The sequence below is a fragment of the Candidatus Solirubrobacter pratensis genome, assembly GCF_000425945.1.
GTDB lineage: Bacteria > Actinomycetota > Thermoleophilia > Solirubrobacterales > Solirubrobacteraceae > Solirubrobacter > Solirubrobacter pratensis.
In genome coordinates, this window is the sequence record NZ_AUEK01000007.1 from 358,489 (window position 1) to 382,621 (window position 24,133).

General features: G+C 66.6%; 25 protein-coding genes. 2 read left to right on the plus strand and 23 right to left on the minus strand.

Annotation, left to right across the window (positions count from 1 at the left end):
- Positions 1 to 48: 48 nt before the first annotated feature.
- The 18 genes from H958_RS36005 to H958_RS46135 all read right to left on the minus strand — a co-directional run bounded on the left by H958_RS36005 (position 49) and on the right by H958_RS46135 (position 17,319).
- The gene (locus H958_RS36005) at positions 49 to 1,107 is read right to left on the minus strand and encodes an HK97-fold major capsid protein (protein WP_081685727.1); all 1,059 of its coding nucleotides are present in this window, start codon (positions 1,105 to 1,107) and stop codon (positions 49 to 51) included.
- Positions 1,108 to 1,190: 83 nt separating this feature from the next.
- On the minus strand, positions 1,191 to 1,784 hold the full coding sequence (locus H958_RS0109085; protein ID WP_028058433.1) for a hypothetical protein: 594 nt from the start codon (positions 1,782 to 1,784) through the stop codon (positions 1,191 to 1,193).
- Between the two features lie 102 nt (positions 1,785 to 1,886).
- On the minus strand, positions 1,887 to 4,325 hold the full coding sequence (locus H958_RS0109090) for a hypothetical protein (protein WP_028058434.1): 2,439 nt from the start codon (positions 4,323 to 4,325) through the stop codon (positions 1,887 to 1,889).
- A gap of 8 nt (positions 4,326 to 4,333) precedes the next feature.
- The gene (locus H958_RS0109095) at positions 4,334 to 4,525 is read right to left on the minus strand and encodes a hypothetical protein (RefSeq protein ID WP_028058435.1); all 192 of its coding nucleotides are present in this window, start codon (positions 4,523 to 4,525) and stop codon (positions 4,334 to 4,336) included.
- On the minus strand, positions 4,525 to 5,271 hold the full coding sequence (locus H958_RS0109100; protein ID WP_028058436.1) for a hypothetical protein: 747 nt from the start codon (positions 5,269 to 5,271) through the stop codon (positions 4,525 to 4,527). The genes H958_RS0109095 and H958_RS0109100 overlap by 1 nt, the downstream gene beginning before the upstream one ends.
- A 40-nt stretch (positions 5,272 to 5,311) precedes the next feature.
- Positions 5,312 to 8,116: a hypothetical protein gene (locus H958_RS0109105; RefSeq protein WP_156027844.1), complete on the minus strand. Its 2,805-nt coding sequence runs from the start codon at positions 8,114 to 8,116 to the stop codon at positions 5,312 to 5,314.
- On the minus strand, positions 8,116 to 8,382 hold the full coding sequence (locus H958_RS0109110) for a hypothetical protein (protein ID WP_037409736.1): 267 nt from the start codon (positions 8,380 to 8,382) through the stop codon (positions 8,116 to 8,118). Before H958_RS0109110 ends, H958_RS0109105 begins: the two co-directional genes overlap by 1 nt.
- Positions 8,383 to 8,463: 81 nt before the next feature.
- Entirely contained in the window at positions 8,464 to 8,850 is a 387-nt protein-coding gene (locus H958_RS36010) for a phage tail fiber protein (protein ID WP_051324003.1), read from the minus strand.
- A gap of 35 nt (positions 8,851 to 8,885) precedes the next feature.
- Entirely contained in the window at positions 8,886 to 11,876 is a 2,991-nt protein-coding gene (locus H958_RS0109120) for a 2'-5' RNA ligase family protein (protein ID WP_037409737.1), read from the minus strand.
- A 47-nt stretch (positions 11,877 to 11,923) separates the two neighbouring features.
- The gene (locus tag H958_RS0109125) at positions 11,924 to 12,118 is read right to left on the minus strand and encodes a hypothetical protein (RefSeq protein WP_028058440.1); all 195 of its coding nucleotides are present in this window, start codon (positions 12,116 to 12,118) and stop codon (positions 11,924 to 11,926) included.
- A 150-nt stretch (positions 12,119 to 12,268) separates the two neighbouring features.
- Positions 12,269 to 12,721, minus strand: a complete 453-nt coding sequence (locus H958_RS36015) for a hypothetical protein (protein ID WP_051324004.1) — start codon at positions 12,719 to 12,721, stop codon at positions 12,269 to 12,271.
- Positions 12,718 to 13,140, minus strand: coding sequence for a hypothetical protein (locus H958_RS0109135; RefSeq protein WP_028058441.1), 423 nt, complete (start codon positions 13,138 to 13,140; stop codon positions 12,718 to 12,720). The genes H958_RS36015 and H958_RS0109135 overlap by 4 nt, the downstream gene beginning before the upstream one ends.
- Before the next feature lie 2 nt (positions 13,141 to 13,142).
- On the minus strand, positions 13,143 to 13,631 hold the full coding sequence (locus H958_RS36020; protein ID WP_051324005.1) for a dUTP diphosphatase: 489 nt from the start codon (positions 13,629 to 13,631) through the stop codon (positions 13,143 to 13,145).
- 85 nt (positions 13,632 to 13,716) lie between these two features.
- Complete coding sequence (locus H958_RS0109145; RefSeq protein WP_156027846.1) at positions 13,717 to 15,696, minus strand: hypothetical protein; 1,980 nt, start codon at positions 15,694 to 15,696, stop codon at positions 13,717 to 13,719.
- 275 nt (positions 15,697 to 15,971) lie between these two features.
- Positions 15,972 to 16,298, minus strand: coding sequence for a hypothetical protein (locus H958_RS0109150; RefSeq protein ID WP_028058443.1), 327 nt, complete (start codon positions 16,296 to 16,298; stop codon positions 15,972 to 15,974).
- Between the two features lie 232 nt (positions 16,299 to 16,530).
- The gene (locus H958_RS0109155; RefSeq protein ID WP_028058444.1) at positions 16,531 to 16,710 is read right to left on the minus strand and encodes a hypothetical protein; all 180 of its coding nucleotides are present in this window, start codon (positions 16,708 to 16,710) and stop codon (positions 16,531 to 16,533) included.
- Positions 16,710 to 17,042, minus strand: coding sequence for a hypothetical protein (locus H958_RS0109160; RefSeq protein ID WP_028058445.1), 333 nt, complete (start codon positions 17,040 to 17,042; stop codon positions 16,710 to 16,712). Before H958_RS0109160 ends, H958_RS0109155 begins: the two co-directional genes overlap by 1 nt.
- A 91-nt stretch (positions 17,043 to 17,133) precedes the next feature.
- Positions 17,134 to 17,319: a hypothetical protein gene (locus H958_RS46135; RefSeq protein WP_156027848.1), complete on the minus strand. Its 186-nt coding sequence runs from the start codon at positions 17,317 to 17,319 to the stop codon at positions 17,134 to 17,136.
- Between the two features lie 213 nt (positions 17,320 to 17,532).
- On the opposite strand from H958_RS46135, the gene H958_RS0109175 reads away from it, so the two are divergent.
- Together H958_RS0109175 and H958_RS0109180 are read left to right on the plus strand one after the other, a co-directional pair.
- Complete coding sequence (locus H958_RS0109175) at positions 17,533 to 18,204, plus strand: response regulator (protein WP_051324006.1); 672 nt, start codon at positions 17,533 to 17,535, stop codon at positions 18,202 to 18,204.
- Positions 18,204 to 19,292: a two-component system sensor histidine kinase NtrB gene (locus tag H958_RS0109180; protein ID WP_028058447.1), complete on the plus strand. Its 1,089-nt coding sequence runs from the start codon at positions 18,204 to 18,206 to the stop codon at positions 19,290 to 19,292. Before H958_RS0109175 ends, H958_RS0109180 begins: the two co-directional genes overlap by 1 nt.
- 16 nt (positions 19,293 to 19,308) lie before the next feature.
- On the opposite strand, the gene H958_RS0109185 is transcribed toward H958_RS0109180, so the two are convergent.
- From H958_RS0109185 to H958_RS0109205, 5 genes are all read right to left on the minus strand, one after another.
- Positions 19,309 to 19,689 carry a hypothetical protein gene (locus H958_RS0109185; RefSeq protein ID WP_028058448.1) on the minus strand — a complete coding sequence of 127 codons (381 nt, stop codon included), beginning with the start codon at positions 19,687 to 19,689 and terminating at the stop codon, positions 19,309 to 19,311.
- Between the two features lie 32 nt (positions 19,690 to 19,721).
- On the minus strand, positions 19,722 to 21,122 hold the full coding sequence (locus H958_RS0109190; protein ID WP_028058449.1) for a tyrosine-type recombinase/integrase: 1,401 nt from the start codon (positions 21,120 to 21,122) through the stop codon (positions 19,722 to 19,724).
- A 107-nt stretch (positions 21,123 to 21,229) separates the two neighbouring features.
- Complete coding sequence (locus tag H958_RS0109195; RefSeq protein WP_028058450.1) at positions 21,230 to 21,841, minus strand: hypothetical protein; 612 nt, start codon at positions 21,839 to 21,841, stop codon at positions 21,230 to 21,232.
- Positions 21,842 to 22,008: 167 nt separating this feature from the next.
- Positions 22,009 to 23,010: an LLM class flavin-dependent oxidoreductase gene (locus H958_RS0109200; protein ID WP_028058451.1), complete on the minus strand. Its 1,002-nt coding sequence runs from the start codon at positions 23,008 to 23,010 to the stop codon at positions 22,009 to 22,011.
- Between the two features lie 18 nt (positions 23,011 to 23,028).
- Positions 23,029 to 24,123 (minus strand): low temperature requirement protein A, encoded by a 1,095-nt coding sequence (locus tag H958_RS0109205; protein ID WP_196807290.1) that lies wholly within the window; start codon positions 24,121 to 24,123, stop codon positions 23,029 to 23,031.
- Positions 24,124 to 24,133 lie beyond the last annotated feature (10 nt).

Here is a 24,133-nt window from a genome sequence, read left to right on the forward strand (position 1 = left end):
GCCCGGCAAGAGCCGGGCCTTTCGTCGTAGTGGCGATGTACCCGGGGCTTAGCGGAGGCCGCTGATGTCCAGGCGGTTGCGGCCGGTGGCTGCGACGGTCTGCGTCGGGGCAGCCGTGGAGTTGGCCTTCACGATGCGGGAGAGACCGCGTGCGTTGAGGATCATCTGGCCGATCATCTCGTCCATGACCCAGCCCTTGTAGAACTGCTCTACCTGGTGGTTCTCCTCCACGTCGAGGGAGTACATGATCGGCATGACACCGACGAACTCCGGCTCGGCCGTGAGGAATAGCTCACCCTGCGGGATGATGATGGACTTCTGAATCTGGAACTCACCGAACTTGGTGATCTTCCCGCCCGCGAACACTTCATCCTTGAACTTGAAGCCCGTGACGTTGATGTCCCAGGTGTAGAGGTCACGGATGTCAGCCGGGTGGGCGAGGACACGCTTCGCCTCTAGCTGGTTGATCTCGATCTGGGTTACGGAGTTGTAGAAGTCAGCGGGCTCCAGCGGGTTGGAGGCACCGATGATTACCGTCTGCTCGTTCGGGTTACCTGCCGGGCCAGCAGCGTTGTCGATCGCGAGACCGCCGGTCTGTACTGCACCGATGGTGGTGGACTGACCAACGGTGGTGCCGCGAGCGGTGCCGAGGTCGGAGATCGCCTTCTCCAGGAGGAGGATCAGGCGTGCGTCCTCCTGCTTCTGGATGGCCTGGCGGGACTCGTCCTGTGCGTACTCCACTGCGTTGACACGCAGGTAGTAGAGGTCTTCCTTGCGGACGCGCGGGAAGGTGGCGATGCGGAATAGCTGCGGGTATACCTGCTTACCCTCGAACGGAGTGACCCGGATCTCGGAGTCAGTCTGGTTCAGGAAGTAGGCGACACCGAGGTCATCCAGCACGTCATACGGCATGAGGGGGCCGCGCTCCAACGTATCCTCAACGAGGACGTTACGGACAATACCCTCGTAGCGGAGACGAATCTGAATCGGTCCGATCATGCCCTGGCCGATTCGCTGCATCGCGTTCGCACCATCGGAGAGGATGGTGGCGAGGCGCTGCTGCTTCTCAGCCTTCGTCAGCTTGGGAAGCGACGACAGCTTCTCCACGTAGTCCGTGGAAGAAGTGCAGTTCTTTGCACGAAGTTCCATTTGGTTAGTTACCGTTTCTAGTTGCTTAGGTGGTCGAGAGATCAGACGCGGAGGTCCACGACGATGCGGGAGGTACCTACGGCCTCGACCAGGTGCGCGACGATGGTCACGTTGGTCGTGGAGACCGGAGCCGTGGAGGTGAGACGTCCGTCAGCGCCCGCGTAGAGCGCGAGCGGAGCGCCAGCGTTGACGTTGGACGCAGCCGCCGTTGCGATGGCCGGGTCGAACGCCGGAGCGAGTAGCTCGAACACGGAGTCCGGGCCACGCCACACGCCGATCATGTTCTCGTCACCAAGCTCGTCAATCTCGCCGCCGACCATGTTGGCCAGAAGGCCGAAGGGACGCTCACCCGAGAGGGCGTCGTTACCTACGGCAACCTTGAAGCGGTCACCCTGGCCCGGTGCCTTGACCATGACGAGGCCAGCCGGAAGAGTGTTCTTGTTCGGGATGGTGAACGCAGCAGAGGTACGTGCCGGGTTGGCAGAACCTGATGCCACCGGGAGGACGAGGGAACCATCCGCAGCGCGGAAGGTGTCGTCTAGGTTACCCGCGAAGGGGTAAGCCTGTGTCTGACCGTAGAGCGCGCGAAGCGTGCGCTTCTGGTACTTGTTGCTCAGCTTGAGGGCGCGAATCATCTGAAGTGATTTCCTGTTTCGTGAGTTACGGATGCGCCGTATTGGCGCTCTACCGTCACCCCTTGAGAGAAGGGGTAATGGCGAAAGTAAGGTGACTCCGACTTAGAAGCCGAAGAGAGTTCCCTTCAAGGGGTCGGAGTCATCTGTGTGTGTGCTTGCCACACGCGGCTCAGAGGGGCGGCCGAGGACCGGCAGCTTCTTTGCCTGCTTGACTACGGACGGGGCTGCCTTCGCAAGGCCCGCAGTCCGTACGCGCTCCGCGTATGCAAGCTCTGCCGCTACGCGCTCGTCGCTGAACTCACCTAGCTCCGTGAGGCGGGCGAACTTCTGCGCCTTAGCGAGAAGGCCCGACTCGATCTCCAGGTCAACGAGCTTGAGCGCGTTGACCACCTTGGAGGTGAACGGGGTGGCTACTACGTTGGTGACGGGGTCCTGCTGCTTGGTGACACCGTTACCGTCCGTGCCGGTCCACTGCGTGGTCGGGCCGGAGTTGTTGGACGGAGAGGTCGTCGGCTCCAGGACGTTGACGCGGTCACCGAACTGCTCGGCTACCGGCTTGACGCCCTGTACTGCCTTGCCGCCGGACAGACCGTTGTCATCGGCCGGGAACGCGCCGGAGTCGTGTGACTTCTTCACACCCTCATCAGAGGAGGGGAAAACGTCGCCGCCGACCGGGCTCTCCTGCTTGGTCACACCATTACCATCGGTGCCGCTCCACGTGTCGGTGGGCGTACCCTGGATGTTCTTGGAGTGTTCGTCGCCGTGGTCGACGTGATCGGTCTTGTCGGCCGACACATCCTCCACGCCGGTTCCACCCTTGGCGTCTACCGCTACCTGCGCGTCGGCCTTGGATGCTTCCTCGTTGGTTGCCTCCATCACACCGCCGACACCCGTGGTGTCAGTGCGCACGTCGGGCGCGGAGACGGTAGTGGCGCTGTCTGCTACCTTGTCCATGTTCTGTTCCTTGTCGCGCCCGACCGAGGCGAGCATGTCGCCAGCGGTGCGGACCTTTGATGTGACAGGCGCGTGCTCGTCCTTGATGACGTTCTCCCTCGGCTCGTTAGTCGAGGGCGCGCTGCCAGGGGTGACCGGACGCTCAATCGAGTTGATGCGTCCTGCAATTCGGGGTGTGCTTACGACCGTCCACTGCATGTCACCCTTTACAGAGGACAGCGGCATGGGCTTTTCAGGCTGCGGCACGTTTCGGAGCAACGCCGGGTCGAGCGCGGGGTCATCGACTCGGCGCTCCGGACTGCCGTCCGGCCCTGCGTCGATCGGCGCCTGGTCCATCTCCCGCGCCTTCTGAAGATCGGGGTTGTTGAAGTGCTCCGGCGGCTCGACGTGACCGCACAGGGTGCAGACGCCGTCCTCCATGTCGGATCCGCACACGTCGCATGTCTTGACCTGGCGCAGCGTGTTGATCTGCTCCGGCGCCCGGAGGAGGTCATCCTGCGGGGGCGGGTTGTCTGCGGTGCGGGTTGAGCCCTGATAGCGCCGGTCCGGAGCCACCCCGTTCGGGAATCCGGCGTTCATCACCTCGTGGGCGTGGTCCTGTCCCATGTTGAAGGGGACCAGCGAGGGCTGAGTGAATGTGCCGTCGTCTCCGGCGGGGATGCCACGCGTGATCGGTAGCTGGCCGACGTGACCGATTCCTCCGCAGGTGTCGCACGCGGTGGGTCCTGCACCGCGTGTGGAGCAGTCCGGGCACGGCAGCGGAACGCTGTTTGCCTCGTGGTGCACGCTCGCGCGTACCTCGCGTAGCAGTGCCGTCTCGTCAGCCGGGTCAAACACCGCGCTGATCTCGAAGAACTTGATGCCGAAACAGTCTTCATAAGACTTGGCCGTCTTACGGTTACCGTGCTCGTCCTTGTAGTTGTGGAGAGCACCCTTCATGCGAATGTGCGCGCAGAAGTCCTGGGGTGACGTGGCGCTGTTCTTGCAGATGTTGCAGACCGAGCGCTCTACGTCACAGCCCATCGAGAAGCCGTCGATGCCCTTCGCGGGGTCGTTCGAGCCTTCGATGATCGCCTGCGCGAGCTTGGGGAAGGACTTGGCATCAACCTCTAGGAGAAGCTCGATCCACGTCGGCGGCATGTGGTTATCCGGCGCCGATGCGTAGTAGGGGTCATGCTCTGCCGCCGTGCGGTGATCCTCGACATGGAGCTTGGCGTCTACGATGACGCCACGTGCACGTGACGGATCAGAGTTGTGATGGTCTACGAAGATCGGCTTGCCGAGGAAGGTGGAGAACCCGTACTCGGCGCCCTTGCTGGCCTCCACTGTGAAGCCCCGGCCCTCGGAAGACTGGTGCTTGCGGAACACGTCCTCGCCACCGGCAAGCTCGACCGAGGGCCAGCCGTCGTGGTTCTTATTGACGCGCGAGGAGATGGCGCGGATGCGGGCGTAGAGGTACCCGTCTTCGGTGCGGAAGTCCTCGAAGTCTGCGAGCTTGGAGAGAGAGGCCGTCTTCACGCGCTCCTTGGACCCCTTCAGGTCTAGTACCTGGGAGCACTCGAATGATGCGAACTTAGTGAAGGCCATGTCGAAAGTTACTCGTCCGACCCGGGGTTACTAATAGCCTCGCGGATGGTCTTCTCGCTGTCGTAGGTGAGATACTTCAGCGTGGACTTCATACCGCGCTCCTGCACTTCGGGGAGACCCCACGACTCAATGAGCCCGCAGAGCCTCCCTCGAAGCCGGTTCAACTCGACCTCGACAACCTTCTCGGCTGTCTGGGGCATTAGTGGAGAGAGAGGAGTGCCTTGTAGGTGCTGCTCTGGTTGTCAAACCGAAGCTGCTTGACCGTGTAACCATGCGACGCGAACTGGCGGTTCAGGTCTGCCTCGGCCTGGGAGGGAGACATGTACTGCGGGTTCAGGCGAGCGGACTCGACCGTGATCGTGGCGGTCTTCTGCACGCTGCTGAATGCCGGAGCCCCAATCGGCGTCTGTGTGGGTAGAACCTCCCCAGGCTTGAGCTTGGTCGGCTTCTTCAGCGGCGGTGCGTCTGCGCCTGCGCCCATGTCGGGACCCGGAGGGGGAGCGGGGGCAGGCTCATCGCCGGGCGCGAGCATGTCCATACCGCCGCCAACGCCGAGCGCCTGAGCGATCTCGTGCAGCAGGTGAAGAATCTGGTGCTCGGCCGCGTCGCCCTTACCCTTGTCGTCGCCGCCCTTGTCGTCGCCCGGTAGCGACGGGGGACCATCGGTCGGGTCGCCTTCGGGTGCATCGTCGGAAGGAGCGTCACCTTCGGGTCCGCTCGGGGGACCGCCGGGACCATCGCCTGCGTCCTCCGGAGCGTCGGGAGCTTCCTCCTTCGGCGGCGGGAACTCAGCAACGCGCCGCTGGATCTGTGCGACCCAGGCGTCACCCTTGCGCTTGATCGACGCTACGCGAACGTCACCATATGCGTCGTACAGTCCAGCGAGAGCCTCTTCCTGAGAGATGCCCGGCTTCCTGCACACGACTGTCTTAGATGTGTACTCCATGTCGTTTCTTACCTCGTAGGGGTGTCAGGTGAATAGAGCCTCACCACAGGAAGCTGTCGGCATCGACAACCGTCTTGAGGGGAGCGCGAGACTCATAGTGGGTGTTGGACAGGTCCAGCTTGTCCGCATTACGGGCGGCGCCTTCCTCGTCAATTAGCTCTCGCTGGGCTGACGGCGGGAAGTGAGCCCCGGCGGTACGAAGGTCTGCCTCGGGCACCTCTTCACCCGGCGCCGGGTCTACGGCAGCGCGTGTGAGGAGGTGCTGCACGGCCGCCTGACGCTCGCGTGACAACGGCTGACCGGTCTCGGCGTCAACGGTCGGGATGGAGGAGAAGTGCTCCGGCTGGTCTGGGCCTACCTCGGGCGTGCCATGTAGGTCGTCGGTAGGGATTACCTTGTAGTCGCCCTCGCGCATCTGCATGACTGTCATCGGGTTGATGACGAGTTCGTGCACCATCTGACCGCGCTTCTGGTACTTGTTGATGGCCATGACCGGCCCTCGGTACACGTCGTTCTGACCTGTGAAGGCGTTGCGGTACGGCACCTCGACATAGATCGGCTTGGTCCCGGGCTTTTGGGTCTTGTCGTTGTACGACTCACCCGGACCGCCCCACTCGGACTCGTAACCGTCGCCTTCGGCAGCGTGGTGGCGAGCCATGAGGTTGAAGTTGTGACCCGGGTCCATGTTCGACATGCCGCCGTTCTGCACGCCGGTCGCAGGTTCATCCTCGGGTCGTCCTACAGGTCCCTGCGAGTCAAGCTCGGGCTGTGCGGCCGTGTCCGCGCGCGGGTCGGTGAGCGTGTAGCCCATCGTGTCCCACTCCTCGCGGGAGATGTTCTTCGTGAAGCCCATCTGGAACTCACCCGTGAAGGCAAGCTCGATCGAGTCCGGCAGGATCCGCTGGACGGTCACGATGTCGGGAATCTCGACGCCCGGCGTGTGTAGCTCGTACTGCTGGCCGTCCTGGACGGGCGTACCGTCCTCCGTCTGCCACTGGTGCGAGGAATCCTGCTCCTCAGAGACGTCGCGCTGGTGCTCCTGGTCGGCGGCGTCAACGCCCTCCTGGGCGCCGTCGTCTCCGTGGCCTGTGACCCGCCAGGAAGCCACGCTGGGGGGACGCGAGACGTTGGCCGGGGCGAACTGCTGCATCGCCGGGTTCATGGGCGTAGCGGCGTTCTGGTTGCCCTGCGGCGCTCCGGCCGCCGGATAGCCCGGGGCCGGGACGGCTGCGCCCGCCGCCGGAGAGCGCTCGCAACCGGCGCACGAGCCGTCCTGCTGAAGCGGACCCATGCAGTTCTGGCACTGGCCGAAGCCGATGTTCGAGGTCGCGTAGCCCGCCATCACTCCTGCGGCGCCCTGGCCCTGCGGGATCGACATCCCCGGCACCGGCATCGTGTCGCCGGGAGGTGCGTCCTCCTGCGTCGGCTGCGGCTGCCGTGTGATGTCCTGCGGGGGCGTGTCGACCCGGTTGGCGACCTCGCCCATCTCGTCGGCGTACTGCTCGGGCGCGAGGAGGACGTTCGGGACCTCGTCTACGCGGCCCTGGTCAATCAGTAGCTGCTGGACGGCGGCGATCTGCTCGGGGTTATGCGGACCCTGTGTGCCTGCCATCACCTGGCCCTGACCGGCGTCGGCATACCCGCACTGCGCGCATGCCTTGCCGGGCTCGACGGTACCGCCGCACATCGCGCAATTGGTCGGGCTGAACGGGTTGGAGCCCTGCGGCTGCGGGACTTGCTGCGGGGCGCCAGGCGCCGGACCGCTGAGACCTCCCCACGGCAGCCACGACGACTTGCGGTGGTGCTGGATGAGTTCGGCCGCCGCACCGTGGTCGTGCGGGGCGTCCATGTGACCTTCAGAGGTGAGGAGGTCGGCCAGCGCCTGAATGATCGGGTGCTCGCTACCGGCCTCCGGAGACTCGGCGTAGTGCACCACGAGCGGGAGCATCATCTGAAGCGACTGGAGGCCCGGCGTCATCGCATCCGGGTTGACGGAGAGTTCGAGGTCGTGCGCGCCCGGTTCCTGGCCCGTGATCGAGCCGCCGCCGCCCTCGTCTACGGAGACATCCTTCTGGAAGTCCTTGTTGTCCCCGTCGTCCTTCTGCTTGGGGTCGGCATCATCGTCCTCGCCCTCGCCGGTCGGCGGGCGATCGTCGGATGTGTCCGTGCCCTTGTCGTCGTCTTCGTCTAGGGCGGCACGCTTGGTGCCGTCCATGATCTCCTCAGCTTCCTCGTTGGGGATGCCCGGGGGAGCGACCTCTTCCACCTCGAAGTCCCAGGGCATCTGCACGTCCTGGTTACTCGTGGCACTGAACTGCTGCTTGACCGACGCGAAGCTCTCGTCGCGCTTCATGCGCGGAGCGAAGCCGCCGTCCGTCTGCCCGATGACGCCTTCCTGGAGCGGGTTACCGCCCTGGTCGGACTCGTAGCCCGGACCCGCCATGTCGCGCAGGCCACCGTCGCCGTGCGTGGGGGAGGGCTGGTCGGGCTCCGGACGCACGTTGCCGCCGCACTCGGGGCAACCGCCCTCCACGAGCAGCGGCGTGTTCTGTCCGGGGTAATAGAAGCTGTGACCGCAGTCCTCGCAGCCGAGGTTCGACGTGCGTGAGGCAATGGCCTCAAACGGACGCTCCTCGGGCACGGCGCCGGACTCGGGACCGGCGTTGCCGCCACCTCCACCGCCCGTGAGGCCGTTGCCGAGCGCTGAGCCCATGAGGCTCGGCACGGCACGCCGGAGCAGCCCTGCGCCCAGTCCAGCGGCTGTTCCGGCTTCACCGGCTGCCGCTGCGCCACCGCCGATACCCACCGCCTCAGCGAGCGGCGCGAGCAGGCCGAGGGCGGCCATCAGGAGTCACCCGCTGCGGTGGTCTTCGCGTCCACGCGGAACGTGCCCTGCGCGCTCGCGCCGTTGACGTAGCGCAGTCGCCACTTCGGGGCGACGAGCGCCTGCGAGAACGGTGTCGGGGTGCTCGCGACGACGGCTACGGTGGCAATGGCAGTCCAGGTCGAGACGAGGCCGGTGGCATCGTCGGGATAGCCCTGCTCGATGTTCAGGGTGCCCGCCTGGTCGGCCAGCACCGCACCGACAACGGTGTCGTCGCGGTTGCTCATCATCGCCGGAGACGTGTATGTGGCATTGCTGCCGAGTGCGGTCCTTGTGCCTACGTAGCTCATCGTGGATTACCTCAGTGCTTAGTCGAGAGAGACAGTGAGGTTCGCGGACAGCACCTTGAAGATTTCTCCTGTGGCGATGGTCTTGGCAGCGGTGAGCGGGCCGTACCACAGCATGTTCGTGCCGCCGTTGTCCCAGATACCGATGCCGGTGATCGTGCCCCAGTCGGCCGTCGCGCTCGGGAAGGTGATGTCTGCCGAGTTCGATACGGTGCCGCTCGTCACGGCTCCCCAGGTGATGCTCTGGCGGACGTATGAGCCGCCGCTTACCTCGGTGCCGCCGCCTGCCTCACCCGGAGTAACGGTGTAGAGCGCGAGCTTGGTGGCGCCCGGCGTGTAGGCCGGGGTGAGATTCAGGAGCCACTTGAGTAGCTCGGTCTCGGTGAAGTTCGTAAGATTGTTGGCCATAGTCTCTCCCCCCTTACACAGAGGGAAGGAGAGACTTACCTAGTCTTGCTCACCGAGAGGCCCGGCAAGGCCCATAGCTCCTCCGTCGTGAGCGGGTAGTACTCACGGAGAAGCTGCATGATCGTCATGCCCGGGGCGCCTACGTCATCCGTGCCGTCCTCGTGCGAGAACGCGGGCGCCGGATCGCCAAGCGCGGCCACGCGAGCGAACGCCTCTAGGTTGTCCCCGTCTTCATCACGACGCGGGCGTGGCTTGGATACGAGGAGGTCACTACCCCTGAACTTCAGGTCGATGTGAGCGCCCTTCGGCTTCCCCGGGCCATACGCGACGGTGACATGGGCCTTGTACCCGTCGTGGCGCGAGACTTCGAGCCCCTTGTCATCCGCGAGGTCCATCAGGCGCTCGGCCTGTTCCTTGGCCTGCGGAGACTTCAGGTAGATGACGATTGCCTTCTCGTCGCCGTCACCGAACTCGCGGACATCGACGGCCTCGAACGGCACGCCGGTCGTCTTGTACGCCTTGGCCCAGGCATGGACCTCGGGGTCACTCCAGCCGCGCGTGGCGTAGAGCGCGGTGATGTGGTAGTCGTCGGGGTCCTCGAACTCGGTGCCCTCGGGCCACTCCATCGTCACGAGCCAGTTGGCGATCTGGTTGCGGATGTTCGCGGGTACACCCCACGCGATGTGTAGCTCGTCGTGGGGCTCGGAGGCGGCCGTCACGGGCGCGTAGATCGGCGTCTCGCGGAAGGGATACTCGTGGCGCGGGTGCGAGAGCCCGAGCGTGTCGTTGAAGTGCTGCGCGACCTCCTCGGCGGCCGGGTCGGTCGCCTTCCACCACGGCGGCGCGCTCGTCTTCCACTTCTTGCCCTTCGGGGCGTTGGCCCTCGCGTTCCAGTCGATCAGGTTGTGGTCGAGCGGGTTCAGGACGCGCAGCGCGGAGTGGTCCTGGTGGGAGTCGGGGCCGCTGCGCTTGTAGTCCCACATCGCCCACTGGAGGCCACCGAGCGGGACGTGCGAGTAGCCTGAAGCATCGCGACGCGCCTGAAGCTCGCGCTCCATGCGGAAGTAGTCGCGGTTGTTCATCTCTTCCGGCTCGTAGCCGAGCACGTCCATGATGTGGGAGTCGATCGTGGCTAGCTGCGAGCGCATGGGCTGGAGCAGAAGCCACGCGAACGAGCAGACCTTCGGCCCGACGCCGTAGAGACCCATGTTCAGCACGGCGGCGCGGAAGTGATGACCGGCGGCGTCGTGGTCGTGGATGTCGCGCAGGGCGGCGTCGAGAAGCTCGTCAGAGCGCTTGGAGATCGCGGCCAGTGCCTTGAGGTGGTCACCCAGCCACGCGGAGTACGCGCCCATGTCCTCGGGGTTCACGTCGCCGTTGAAGAGATCCGTCACGGTCGGGTCGACGTCCTCGGACTGGAGCGACACCTGGCCCGGCGGATGTACCTGCTTGGCCCCGAAGCGGAACGCCTCTTGCGTGCCGTAGTCCGTCGCCGGATCGAAGCTCGGGTTGATGATCGCTTCGAGGTGCTGCTTGACCTTCTGCCCCGCCTTGATCTCGATCTGCGAGATCGTCGTCTTCTTCTCGTCGGGGACGTTGGCTTCCTTGGCGGCAAGCTCGGCGGCGACCTTGCGCTTCTCGTCTTCGAGCAGGATCCGCACGAACTGCTCGGCGCGCGCGAGGCACTGATCGTGGTTCCACTCGGGGTGCTTGGTCTGGAGATAGCGCGCGTAGTCACGCTCGGCCTCGTAGTAGACCTTGTGCGCGTTGACGGGGATCTTGCGGGCGGCGTTCCACGCCACGCGGTTCTGCTCCAGCACGCGGTGGTACTCGTGGGGGTCATCGGTGAGGTGCGCCGTGTCGGCCAGGTGCTGGTAGTGGATCGCGTTCCACTTGAGGTTCTTCTGCGGTGAGAGCAGGACGACGGCGAACGCGTTGACGATCGCCTTCTTCATCATCTCGCGGTTCGGCGTGCCGTCCGGGCGCGTGATGTGCTCCCAGCCGGAGTTCAGGCGGTGCACCATGTCCTTTGCGGTCACGCCATCGGCGTTCGCGCGGTCCCACCCGAGCGGGTCACCCCAGTCGGTGTAGGCCGCGCCGCTCTCGGGCACGTCTCCGCGCTCGACGGGCGCGTAGCCGGACTCCCACCCCGCATTAGGGTCAAGCACGGCGGCGGTCTTGGCCTGCGGTAGCTCGACCGGCGCGAGCGCCTGCGACGGGTGCACGCCGTCGTGCCCCGGCCCGTTGCCCTCGGCCTGCGCCTCCTCAGAGAACACGTCATCGAGGAAGGCGATCTTCTGATCGCTCGGCACGCCGGGCTGATAGGTGACAAACGCGGTCCGCCCGATGCACTCCGTGAACAGCGCCTTCTGGGCCGTGGGGGAGAGGAGCGGCAGGTGCTGCGCGCACGCCTGGTTCTCGCCGTGCCAGCCGAAGTCCGAGCCCGCTGCGGCGTGCCCCAGCACCTGGTGGACGATCCGGAAGTCGACCACCTGCTCGGGTGACCAGACGGGATGGATGGCGTTTGAGCGCGAGACGAACAGGTGCCCCTTCTTGATGTCCTTGAAGAGGTCGTCGGGGCCGTCGTAGGGCGTCGGGTTGTCTACGATCTCGATCTGAAGCTGGTCGGCCAGCGTCTCGACGCGCCGCTTGGAGTCGTGGGCTAGCTCCTGCCACGCGGAGACGGCCTTGGGGTCATAGATCGGCGCCTTGGCGTACGCCTGCGCGACCTCGGCTAGCTGGTCGGTCCACGTCTTGCTCCACGCGCTCTGGCGCGTGCGGATGAAGTCCAGCCGCGTGACGGCCATCAGCACGGCCGCGACGGCGGTCTCCGGCGTGGCCCCGACCTTCTTGACCTTCTGCCCGTTGACGGGGTTCTTGGCCTCGGCCTCATAGCCGCCGCTCGTGGGCTTGACCTTCGTGACCTCCCATCCTCGGGAGTGGATCGCGCCGTAGAGGGAGTCAATCGGTGTCGTGACGCCCATGAACGTCGCGGTCACGTCGAAGCCTGTGTTCTCAGTCCACATCTATCTTTACCCAAAGGAAGAGCCCCGCTTTCGCGGGGCTCTCTCGCCTACTTGCGTCGGAGGCGGCGATCCAATCGGCGGTGCAGACGGTCGAGGTCGTAGATCACGACGAAGAGCATCGCGACGATGATGGCGAGGTCGCCCCGTACCTCATGGCCCTGGATGAACAGCACGGCCGCCGCGCCGAGGTTCGCGAACATGGCCGCGAGGAAGAGCAGGATACGAAGGTCATCTTTGGTCATGCCAAATCCGTTCTACCTCGTCGCGAGGTACGCCGTATTGACGGGAAACGAGCGTGACGGCGCAATCGTCACAGAGGGCCATCGAGACGAGCGCATCGACGGCGATGCGTACCTTCTCGACGCACTCCTCGGGGGTGAGGCCAGACAGCACTACTTGTCCGTTCCGACCGTGCTGCCGACCGTCTGCACGAGCGGGACGCCGTTGGCGCCGACCGGGATGTACACCTGCGAGTGCGACGGCGAGTTGGCCATCTTCATCTGCGCCTGGATCGCCTCCCACTGCACGTAGAGCGGGTTCAGCGTCTTGCTGATCTCATCCTGGGCCTTGCGGATGCCGGTGGCGGCGATGAAGCGCTGGTCGGCCTGCGCCTGCACCGTGGCGTCCTGGGCGGCGATCACGCGGGCCTGCTGCTGGGCGGTACGGATGTTGATCGTCGTGACCTTCACGCGGTTGTTGGCGTCCGCGCGCTTTTGTGAGCGGCTCCACGCCTTGATCCCCGTGAGTCCGCCGAGCAATAGCCCGACGATGAGCGCGATGCCCACGACAACGGCGAGGGTGGCCAAGGCACCCGCGAGGATGTCGCCTGATTTGCTGGTCTTCACATTCTCTCCAGTACGCGATCTTCGAAGCCCTCGGCGTCACGCTCGGACTCCCAATGGTCAAGCGGTGCGGTCGTCATCACGCCGTAGCGCTTGCGACCACGGTGAAACTGCCCGATGTGCCGAAGCTCATGGGCCGTGAGGCGGATGATGTCCTCGTCCCCGCACTCGTCCCCGATGCGGAGGGTGATGAGGCCGTCAGGGTGCGCGTGGGTGATGTAACCCTGGCGCGAGCGACTGTGGACCTCCGGGACGGCCCAGCCCGAGTAGCGGTCGAAATGGGGGTTACGCGTGACCTCTACCCGGAGACCTCTCAGGCGGATGTCGCGATCGAGCCTGACCGCGACATCCTTGATCTGCCGGATGTGAGAGGTCACCTCGGGGCGATACCGCAGCATCCCCGGCGAGAGGTACAGGTCCACGGCTAGTTGGTGCCGGTAGAGCCGAGACCGCCGCGCGAGGCGCCCATGGCGTCCACTTCCCTCCACGTGACCTCGCGCGAGATCGGCACGAAGATGCCCTGCGCGACTCGCGTCCCGGCCGGGATCGTCGCCCAGCGCTTGGCGCTCGGGTTATGCAGCAGCAGCCGAAGCTCGTCCTCGTCGCCGGAGTAGTCTTCATCTACGACGCCGACCGTGTTGGCGAGCTTGACGCCCCACTTGACAAACGTCGAGGAGCGCGGGGCGACGAGCAGCATGTGCTCGGGCGGCGTGGCGATCACGAGCCCGAGCCCGACGACCTCGGTGGCGAGGTTGGCGATCGTCACGTCGTCGGGCACGCGGAGATCAAAGCCCGCCGAGCGCGATGTGCCCCAGGTGGGAAGCTCCACGTCGTCGCGCAGGCGCTTGATGCGGACTAGGCCCGCGTGCCACTCGGCGTCCTGCGCCGAGTACCAATCTGGCGTCGAGTGCATAGTTTCAGGCTGGCAAACTCAAATCGAGTTTGCAAGACTGAAACTCTAAGTAGGGTCGGATGACCACCCGAGAGTGGTCATGCGACTACCCCCCGTGCCCGAACTCCTTGGCCAGCGCCTGCACGACCTTACGGCTGATAAACGGGTCCCCGACCGGCTCCAGGTCGTGGTTGAACAGCCGGTAGCCGCCGCCGATCGGGTACGCGTAGCCGTGGTGCAGATCGGGTTCTCCGATCCGGCGGCCGAGGTCTTCGTGCGTCGTCACGTGCGCGGGGTGCCCGTCCCACTCGTGCGCGAGGTGCACCTGCGCCGTCTGCGGCGAGAACGCCCACAGATAGCGGTCGGGATCAAACGTGCGCGCGATCTTGGCGAACGTGCCCTGCCCCGGCTCCGGCGGCGGCTCGGGGAGCTTGACGAAGTGCGGGATGACGCTCGGGGGGTGCCCGCTGGTCGTGGTCCACGGTTCGGTGCTGACGATCCGGCCCTTGGTCAACTCCGGCTCACGGTGCGGGTGGATATGGCGCAACGCGTACTCGGTGCCCGCCGGGTAGCGGTCAAGGCCCGGCGGCCCCATGTGACCCCACGCGGGCTGAAAGCCCTCTAGCTCACCGTGTAGCTCGTTGGTGTAGCCCTCGGGTCCGGCGTGGTGCGGAGAGATCGTCTGGTAGAGCGCGCTCGCGAGCCGCGAAGGGTTGTGCTCGTGGTACATCTCGCCCTCGGCCCACTCATACTCGTCGCTCAAGTTCTTCCAGTAGTCCCGCAGCGCCTCCTCCTGCTCCTCGGGCGTCTCGTGGTCGTACTCGACCGGCCGCCCGTGCGCCGACTCGTAGAGGTCACGCAGGCGCTCGGGATCCTCGTCCCAGGACTCACCCGGCCACGACGGAAGATTCTCGCGCCATCCCTGCTTGTCTAGCTCGTGGTCGGCGTACTCCCCGTAACCCTCGACGGCTTCGGCCAACTGGGGAAGCTCGCCTCGGCGCAGCGCCTCGCGATAGAGCGCCGTGACCTCATCGTCGTCGTGGGGCGAGGTGGTGTAGTTGTTGCGGTCGTGGTAACTGCGCGGGCGCAGCAGCGACTCGATCGTGGAGCGGTAGTCGATCGGGCGCGGCGGCTCCACGAGACCGTAGTCGCCGTGGACACCGTAACCACCGTGGTCCGGGTCCTCGTAGTCGCCGTCGTCCTCGTCGTCGCCCTCTTCGGCGGTGGGCATGATGTCGCGGATGTGGTCCATCGGGCGCGTCTCGCGCTCCCAGTTCGGGCGCGTCGCCTCGGGGAACGTCTGGAACCAGTCCTTCATCCGCGCCTGGTACTCGGGCTTGGGCACCGAGTTGCCCTTACCCTGAATCTGCTCGATCCTCGCCTGCTCGGGCGAGGAACGGACCCCCCAGCGCTCGATGGCGGGGTCCTCCTCGCGGAGCATGTCGCGGTACTCGGTCGGCGTGTGGAAGCCGCCCGTGTTGTTGACGTACTGCGTCGGCCGCATCTCCATCGTGACATGCGGCTTGCTCTGGGGATCCCGCAGCGAGTAGATCATCGTCTCGTCACGCCCCACGGCGTCCTGGTACTGCGGCCAGTTCACGCAGATCGGTGTACCCTCGGGATTCCCCGGCGTGGGGTCACCGCGCATGTGCCACGCCTCGAAGTCAAGCGGCGTACCCGTCGGGAGCTTACGCAGCGTCCAGCCGTCCGGCCAGGAGTGGACGACCTCGCCGCCATGGCGACCTTCCTCGATCGCCTCTTCCTTCTGGCGCCTGGCCTTCTCCCGCTCGTAGGTGGCCACCTCCTCCGGCAGGTCATGGACCTTCAACTGCTCAAGCGGCACTCTCCGACGATCGGGCTGGTGATACCAGTCGGCCCAGTGGTTCAGCGTGTTCGGACTCAGGTGGTGCCACGAGTGATGCTGCGGGCTTTGTTGCTGTTGGTACTGAAGCTGGTCGGGGTGTTCGCGCGTGAGCCCGTTGTAGAGGCTTGCAAGGTCTGCGCCGTGGAAGATCGGAGGCTCGGGCAGCGCTCCCACGTGGTAGCGCTCGTGCTGGCGCAGCGCGTCCTTGAGTTCGTCGGGCATGGCTCGCCCAATCGGGTGCGACTCGAACTGCACCTCCAGCGGCGTCCGAGTGCGCACCCGTCCCTTGCGGAACTCGCGCGCGAGCCACGGCATGAGCGGGTCGGTCCGCTCGTTGTGATGCCTGCGGAGTCGCTCGATGAACTCCTGACCGGCCGGACTCTGCAACCGCCGATTGCCCTGGAGGTCATCCAGGGCATCGGCTTCAATCTGTCGCGCTACGCGCCGCCACGCCATCTCGTTCATCCTCTCTTACGAGAGGGGAATGGGTGCGCTTCCTAGCTGACCGGCAGCGGCGGTAGGTCGTCGGGCACGATCCCCTTCTGCCGGTTGATCTTTGCGTCAGTGAGGAACTGCTGAATGCGGGTGCGATGGAAGCTCCAGTCGTCACCCGCGCCGCTCACGCCGGGCTCGAAGGCGACCGCCTCCGCGATCTCCACCTGGGTGGCCCCGGCGTCCTCGGCGGCCTGGAGCATTCGCTCCAGCCACCGGATCTTCCGAGCCGCGAGCTTGTCACGAAGCTCGAAGTACGCGTACGCTTCTACCCGAACGGCATCGAGTGCCGCCGCCTTGGCGATAACACCCTCATCCCTGGTCGTGGCCATGTGCCTTTCGTCTCTTGTCTCGGGGGAACCGCTTGCGCACTTGGGATGCCCGCACGGTTCTATTGGTGACGCGAGGGTTCTCGGGCGTGATGCGAAGCTCTCCGGGGAACTTTTCCTCCACGACGGCGGTGAAAATCCACCCACGCACCTCGCACTCGACACGATCACCCGGCCGAACTGATGCTAGTTGCATTCGGCTTGCTATGACCCTATCAGGATCGCCGCGCGCCAGCTAGCAATCTAGCGGGGTCGCGTGCAGGGCGTCGAGCGCGATTGCGCCGTGTGTGCCGCCGAGGAGGACGATCCGCTCCAGCGCGCTCCGGTAGGTCGCGATGACGTCGCCCGCCGTGTGTAGCTCGTCGTAGAGACCATCGATCTGCGCTTCCAGTTCGGCCACCGCGTGGGCGCCCATCAGGCGGCCTTCAGCGCGGCCAGGCGAGCGGCGGCGGCCTCCGCTCCGGGGACGCTGGTGGCGAGCGCCAGGCGCGAGGGCTTGGGCATCTTCTGGCCGCTATCGAGCAGCATCTGTCCGATCTGGACGGCCACGTCCGCGTTCATGCGGAAGTTGAACGCTTGGGAGGGGATAACCAGTGGTTGGCCCGGGTCGTCGGGATTGGCGAACGGCAGGGCCAGACCGCTCACGAGATTCAGGACCAGTGTCGGAACCGTCCCCGGCTCGATCTCGTCGGCTTCGGGCGCGGTCACGCCGCCGCCCATGAGGTGAAGAATGGTGGTGTCGAGCATTACTTGTCCTTAGTCGGCTGGTTGCTGTCGGGCCTCAGGAGCAGCGAGAGCGTCACGAGGTCGCGCTGTGACGTGGGAACGGTGAGCGACATCAGTTGCACCCCTGGGCAACCCACACGAAGGCGTTAGGGAAACGCGCGAGGAACTCCTCATCCGTGAGCGACAGACACTCGACCAGCACCGACTCGAAGGCCATGACGTCGTGGTCGCGGCCGTCGATCAGGGCGGCGACCGTCTCCCGCCACAGGTGGTGCATAGCTAGCTCGCGATCGGACATGTCTCCTCCTCGGTGGTGGGGTGCTGTGCGGCGTCAGCCAATAGTGCTGAAGCGGTACCCGTAACGCAATGACCACTCGACCACGATCATGACCACTCTTGTATGGATACCTGACTACCCCGATGACTATCGAGGCGACCATGGCGCGGTAGTCGACTGACTACGGGCGCGGTACGGGAGCCCGTACGTTCGGCGCTGCTAAGGTCTTATCTGATGTCGAGCGCGCGCCGGGAGGGCGCGCCCGCCGAAAAGGAGGAATTCCGCGCAGTGAGCGTCCGTGTGCTGGTAGCCGACGACCATCCGATGCTGCGGCTCGGGATCGCGCGGGAGATCGAGGAGACGACCGGCCTTACGCTCGTAGGCGCCGTACAGGACGGTCACTCCGCGCTGGCGATGATCCGTCTGCACGAGCCCGACGTGGCCCTGCTTGACCTCAATATGCCCGGCCTCGGGGGTCTGGATGTGCTCAAGGCGATCAAGGAGGAGGCGCTGCCCACGCACGTTCTGATCCTGACCGGCTCGGCCGAGGACGAGTGGGTTGTCGCCGCGCTGACCGCCGGGGCGAGTGGGTACCTGCTAAAGACCGCGCCGTGGGAGGACTTGGCGCAGGCCGTGATCCGCGTGGCACGCGGGGAGATCGTCGTGGATCCGGCGATGATGGCGAAGTTCCTCGGGACCGTGCGCGGTGACGATGGGGCGACCTTGACGCGCGATGAGATCGCCATGCTGCGGATGTTCAGAAACGGCACGGCGGCCCAGGTGGCAGCCGCGCTTCACGTCTCACAGGGCACGGTCAGAAAGCGGGCGTCACAGATTTACGCGAAGCTTGGCGTGAGCAGCAAGACCGAGGCGGTAGCCGAGGCGATGCGCCGGGGGATCCTGTGATGGACAGCCCCGTGCTGCGTGCCCTGGCCGACGCGATCCCGTCGCTGATCTACGTCAAGGACTTAGACGGCAACTATCTCTACGTCAACGCCGCCACGGCCGCGTTTCTCGGCTGTACCCCGGCGGACGCGATCGGCCACAGCGACGCCGACTTCATGGATCCCATCGACGCGGAGATGTTCCGCTTCGGGGACGAGAAGGCATACGCCACGGGCAGATTCGAGTTCGAGTTCGGCAAGGACGGCCGTCTCTACGTTGACCAGAAGAGCGCCATGCGCGCTGACGACGGCCGTGTGTGGGCCATCGCGGGCGTGGCGACCGACATCACCGCCCGGCGCCATCTGGAGCACGAGCTACAGGAGGTGCGGCGCATGGAGGCGCTTGGCAACCTCGCGCGCGGCGTGATCCACGACTTCGCCCACGTCACGGCGATCATCAAGGGTCATTTGACGTTCATCGAGCGCGACCTCGCGCCGCCGGAGGGACACGAGCGCCGGGGCTACGGGCGCCTGGACGAGAGCCTGGCGGCGATCCGTGAGGCGGTCGGGGAGGGTGAGTCGCTGACGACCGGGCTGATGGAGTTCGCGCGCGCTCGCAAGGAGGCGACAACGTTCATGTCGCTCAACGAGGTCGTGCGCGAACTGTCGGGCCTGCTGCGCTTTCCCAGCATCGAGATCGCGCTCGACCTCGGAGACGACGGCACGATCCGCGTCAGTCGCGCGCAGCTTCGTCAGGTGTTGCTGAACCTCGCGCTCAACGCGCGCGACGCGATGCCGCACGGCGGCACGCTGCTGATCCGCACCTACGTGACCGACGAGTACGCCTGCATGTGCGTGCGCGACACCGGGCACGGCATGCCCGCGTCGGTGATGGAGAAGGTCTTCGAGCCGTACTTCACGACCAAGTCGGTCGGTCAGGGCAACAACGGCCTGGGCCTGGCGACCGTGTACGGCATCGCCCAGGGCGCCGGGGGGTTTGTCACGCTCGATACCCAGGAGCGCGAGTTCACGGAGATCACGGTCGGCTTCCCGCTCGTGACCCCGCCGGTTCAGACGCCGATCCCCGATGGCGTGCACCGCATGCTCTGAAACTCTACGGAAAACTCTAATAGAGAACCGGGATGATCGGCTCCGGGATCGCGAGCCTGGGGTTACCCGCAGCGGTGAGGCCGTTGTCCTTGCGAGGCCGACGCGTTCGCCGCTTCGGCTTCGGCTGCGTGGAGGTGACGCGCTGTTCAGCGCGCTCGGCCATGAAGCGCTCACAGGCCACGAGCGGATACCGCAGACGCGGCTTGCGCCCCTGACCGAGGGGGACGGCACCAAGCTCGGCCTTGTGGTCATAGACCCAGTCGGTGCTGACGCCGTAACGCGCGGAGACTTCCTTGGCCGTGAGGTAGTGCTTGTCTGACGATGCGCCCAAAAGCGCGGCCACGCGGGCGGCGATCGTCTCGATGTCGTCAGGGTGAAGGCGGGGCAGCGGTTCCACGAGATACGTTCTCGGCCGCCGCCCCGCGATCCTCAGGCGGCCTGCCTCACCGGCGCGCGCCCGCCGACCCCCATCGCCTCGGGGGTACCCACCCACTGCGGGATACGGGCGTCGTTGCGCTGCACCATCAACTGGTTATAGACCTCGACGGTGACGCTTGAGTCGACATGCCCCACCTGGTTCATGATGTAGCGGATGGAAAAGCCCATCTCGGCCGCGTAGGTGATGTAGGTACGGCGGAAGGTGTGCGGCGTGACGCTCTCGGGCATCGGGCTCTGCTGTGCCTCAAGCAGCAGATCGTCAGCGAGGCTGACGGCGGGCGCGAGGATGTACTCACGCACGCGGCTCTCGTCACGGCGTCCGAGACGCCCGCAGCGGTTATCGGCGGCCTTGCCGCTGGGCGAGCACGGGCACATGTTGGACTTGCGACGGCGCGGACCGTCCGGCGCGCTCGCGGAGAACAGGTGATCGTCGGGCCGCGTCCACTTCGTCTCCTGCTCGAACATCCACGCGCGCAGGAGGTCGGCCAGCCACGGGGTGAACCACACCTCGCGCACTCCGGCATCGGTCTTGGAGTCCGCGATCGTCAGCTTGCACACCTCAAGGTTCACGTCACGGCGCAGCAGGTTGCACAACTCGTGGATGCGGATCCCGGTCGTCAGCAGCACGGCGAGCATGACCATCCGGCCCATCACGCGGACCGGGTAGTTGCGGTGGTCACTGCGTGCCCCATTGTCCAACAGCAACGCGGCATCGAGCACGGCGTTGGTCTGCGAGGGCTCCATGTAGGAGCGGTTGCGGCGCTTGGGCACGTGCAGCTTCAGCGACTGCCGCTGGGCCGGGTTGCTCGGCATCGCCGTGGCCGCCGCCTCGGAGGAGTCGCGGTAGCGCTCGATGATGTTGGCCAGCGTGATGATCGTACGGTTGATGAGGTAGGGGCCGATACCGGTGCGCTTGTAGCGCGCCAGTTCGACCTCGGCCTCGGTCAGCGTGTCGTCGCCGTCCTGGTAGCGCTCATAGACGGTGGCGAGGTACTCGGCCTCGCGCTGCTTGTGCTCCTGGTAGCGCTCGATCAGCGCCACGTCGATGTCGTGCAGCGGGCGGTCACCGAAGAAGCTCAGCAGGTGCGCGATGCGCGCTTCGATGTCCTTCAACGTGCCGCGCTTCAGGCCGCGCGTCTTCTGGCGCGCGAGGTAGTCGGCGGCGGCGTCGGAGAAGGCAGGCCCGCGCCCGGCGCTCGCGGTCACGGCCTCCGCGCGCGGGGGACCGGTCCACACGCCCGCCCTGTACTGGTTGACGATCTGCTCCAGCGCCGCGTCGATGCGGCTCGGCGGCCACTCAAGCTCGGAGCCGACGCACCACTCGTCGCCTCGAAAGCGGAGGTAGACCTGGCCGTTGCGGACGCGATGGGATCCCTTCAGGGGTCTGGGCATGGGGTCAAGCCTACCCGACGAAAGTGGGAAAGGAAAGTGGGAAGGTGTTCATGGCACTAACAACGTGGCTCTACAGCGCCGTTTGCGGGGATATGGGGCAAACTACCTCAGCGGCGGGCAAGGATGCCGCGCAGCATGTCGGGCGCACGTCGGGCGATCTTCGGCAGATCGCGCCGCGAGCGGGCGAGCGCGTCGAGCAGTCCTGCGGTCGCGTCGCCGCCGTGCAGCGGCGCGCCGTGACCCACCAGCAGGTGCTGCGGCTGGTACGTGCGCAGCGCACCCGGGGGCGCCAGGCGCCGCATCGGGTGCACGCCGGCGGGGCCCGGTCCGAGCCGGTAGAGGTGCCCGGTGCCGATCGACTCGGCGACCACGAGGCCGCGCTCCGACGGGACCCAGATCGCGACCTCCTTCCACACCGGTCCGAAGTTCAGGGCAATCAGAGAGAACGGAGCACCGGGGATGGTCTCCGGGAGCTTGTGGAACGGCACGCCGAGCCGCGTCGCGATCGCCTCGCCGTCGCGCGCGTGGTCCCAGTAGAGCTGCAGGACGCCCGCCGGCTCGCCGAGCGCGACCCCGCGCTGGATCGCGTCGCCCGAGTCGACCGGATCGACGAACCACACCTTCCCGTCGACGAGGAGCGCATGCGCCGCGCGCGAGAGGTAGTCCTCGCAGACCCAGCTGAGGCCGAGCCGATGTTCGTCGTAAGTCCTGACGGGCATCCGCGGATGATGACCCACGGCCTTCGATGAGGCCCCGACCATGGCTGATGTCGCCTCAATGACCCCCGGTCTGCTCGAGCGGGAGGGCGTGATGTCCCGCGCCGGGGTCGCACGCGCACCGCGCCCGGAGCCGCGCTCGCCGAGCCCGCCCGGGCGGCGGCGTAGACCTACGCGGCGGCGCGCGCGTCCGCGAACGCGTCGGCGATCAGCTCGTAGGAGCGCCGCCGCGCCGCGTGGTCGTACGTGATCGTGACGACGACGACCTCGTCCGCGCCGTAGTCGGCCGCGACCTGCTCGATCCCGGCGCGCACCGTCTCGCGGCTGCCCACGACCGTGCGCCGGCGGCCGAGCAGCTCGTCCCCCTGGGACTCGAGGAAGCGCAGCGCGATCTCCGGCGGCGGGACCGCGATCAGCCGCCCCCGGCGCAGCATCGCGAACGCCATCTTCGAGCTCGCGGCGAGCCGGTGCGCCTCCTCGTCGGTCTCGGCCGCCAGCGCCCATGCGGCGACGATCGTGCGCGGGGTGTCCAGCCGCGCCGGCTCGAAGCGCGAGCGATAGAGCTCGGCGATCTCGGCGCCGCCGGAGTTGATGAAGTCCGCGAACGCGTACGGGAGGCCGAGCTCGGCCGCCCAGATCGCGCTCTGCGGCGATGACCCGAGCAGCCACGGCTCCGGCGTCTCCGGACGCCCCGGCAGCACGCGCGCCATCCGGGCGAGCGGGTTCTCGGGCGGGAAGCGGTCCTCGTAGTAGGCGAGCAGCTCGGCGAGCTGCTGCGGGAAGTCGTCGGGCATCGCCTGCGACCGGTCGCGCTGGAGCGCATGCGTGGTCATCGGGTCGGTGCCGGCCGCGCGGCCGATGCCGAGGTCGATCCGCCCGGGGAAGAGGCCGGCGAGCACGGAGAAGCTCTCGGCGACCTTCAGCGGGCTGTAATGCGGCAGCATCACGCCGCCGCTGCCCACGCGGATGCGGTCGGTCGCCGCCGCGATCGGGCCGACCAGGACCTCGGGGCTCGGGCCCGCGAGCATCGGGCCGCCATGGTGCTCGGCGACCCAGTAGCGGTGGTAGCCGAGCGAGTCGGCGAGCCGCGCGAGGTCGAGCGTGTTCGCCAGCGCCTGCGCCCCGGTCATGCCCTCGGAGATCGGCGACTGGTCGAGCACGCTCAGCTTCATGGCAGTGACACTAGTTACTCAGTGCGGCCGCCCCGTCGCGAGCGCCAGCACGAGCACGACGACCGCGGCCATGCACAGCAGCGCGGCGGGGCCGGCGACGAGCGCGACCGGGCTCAGCAGGGCGAGCACCGCGACGCCGGCGAGGCGCGACGTCGGCGGGATTCCCGTGAGCGACCAGTTGAACAGCGCGCTGCCGAGCAGGTAGAGCCCTGGGCCGCCGAGGATCGTCGCCGCCGTCGAGGTCGCGGTCTGGCCGCCGGGATGCTCGATCGCGAGGTCGATGCCGACGGCCGCGACGATGATCCCGCCGACCATCAGCCCATGCGCGTAGGCGTAGGCGCTGCGCGCGACGCGGGTCGGGTCGGTCGCCTGCGAGATCACCCGGGCGCCCTCCTGCGCCGAGCGGATGAAGTACGCGCTCCACAGCGAGACGCTCATGAAGAAGCCGGAGACGAACGCGAACACGACGGCGGGCTCGGTCTCGAGGTCGGAGAAGGTCTTGCCGGCGGCCAGCAGCGACTCCCCGAGCGCGATCAGCACCACGAGCTGGCCGCGCTCGGCCAGGTGGCCGCCGGCCAGCGTCCAGTCCGCGGTCGGGGTGCGGCCCGCGCCGGGCAGCTGGAACCCGTGCAGCGGCGCGGCGTAGTCGAGCGCGAGCGCGAGCAGCCAGGTCGCGAGGCGGGCGTCGCCGTCGAGCAGCGCTCCCACGATCCACACGGCGCCCGCGATCGCCGTCCACGCCGTCAGCTGCGCGTAGTTGCGGCCCATCCGGCTCCCGCGCAGCGCGTAGACCATGAAGGCGCCGCGCACCAGGCCCATCGCGACGAACGCGCCCGCGAACTGCAGCCCGCGCCCGTCGAACGCCTCGGGGATCGCCGCCGACATGATCAGGCTCAGCAGCATGAGCCCGATCAGCAGCGCGCGTACGGGCGGCCTGTCCGGATCGATCCAGTTCGTCGCCCACGCGGTGTAGTTCCACGCCCACCAGACCGCCGCCAGCAGCACCGCCGTCTCGAGCGCGCCGCGCGGGGTGAGATGGCCGAGCAGCAGATGCGAGAGCTGCGTCACCGCGAACACGTACACGAGGTCGAAGAACAGCTCCGTCGCCGTCACGCGCGGCGTG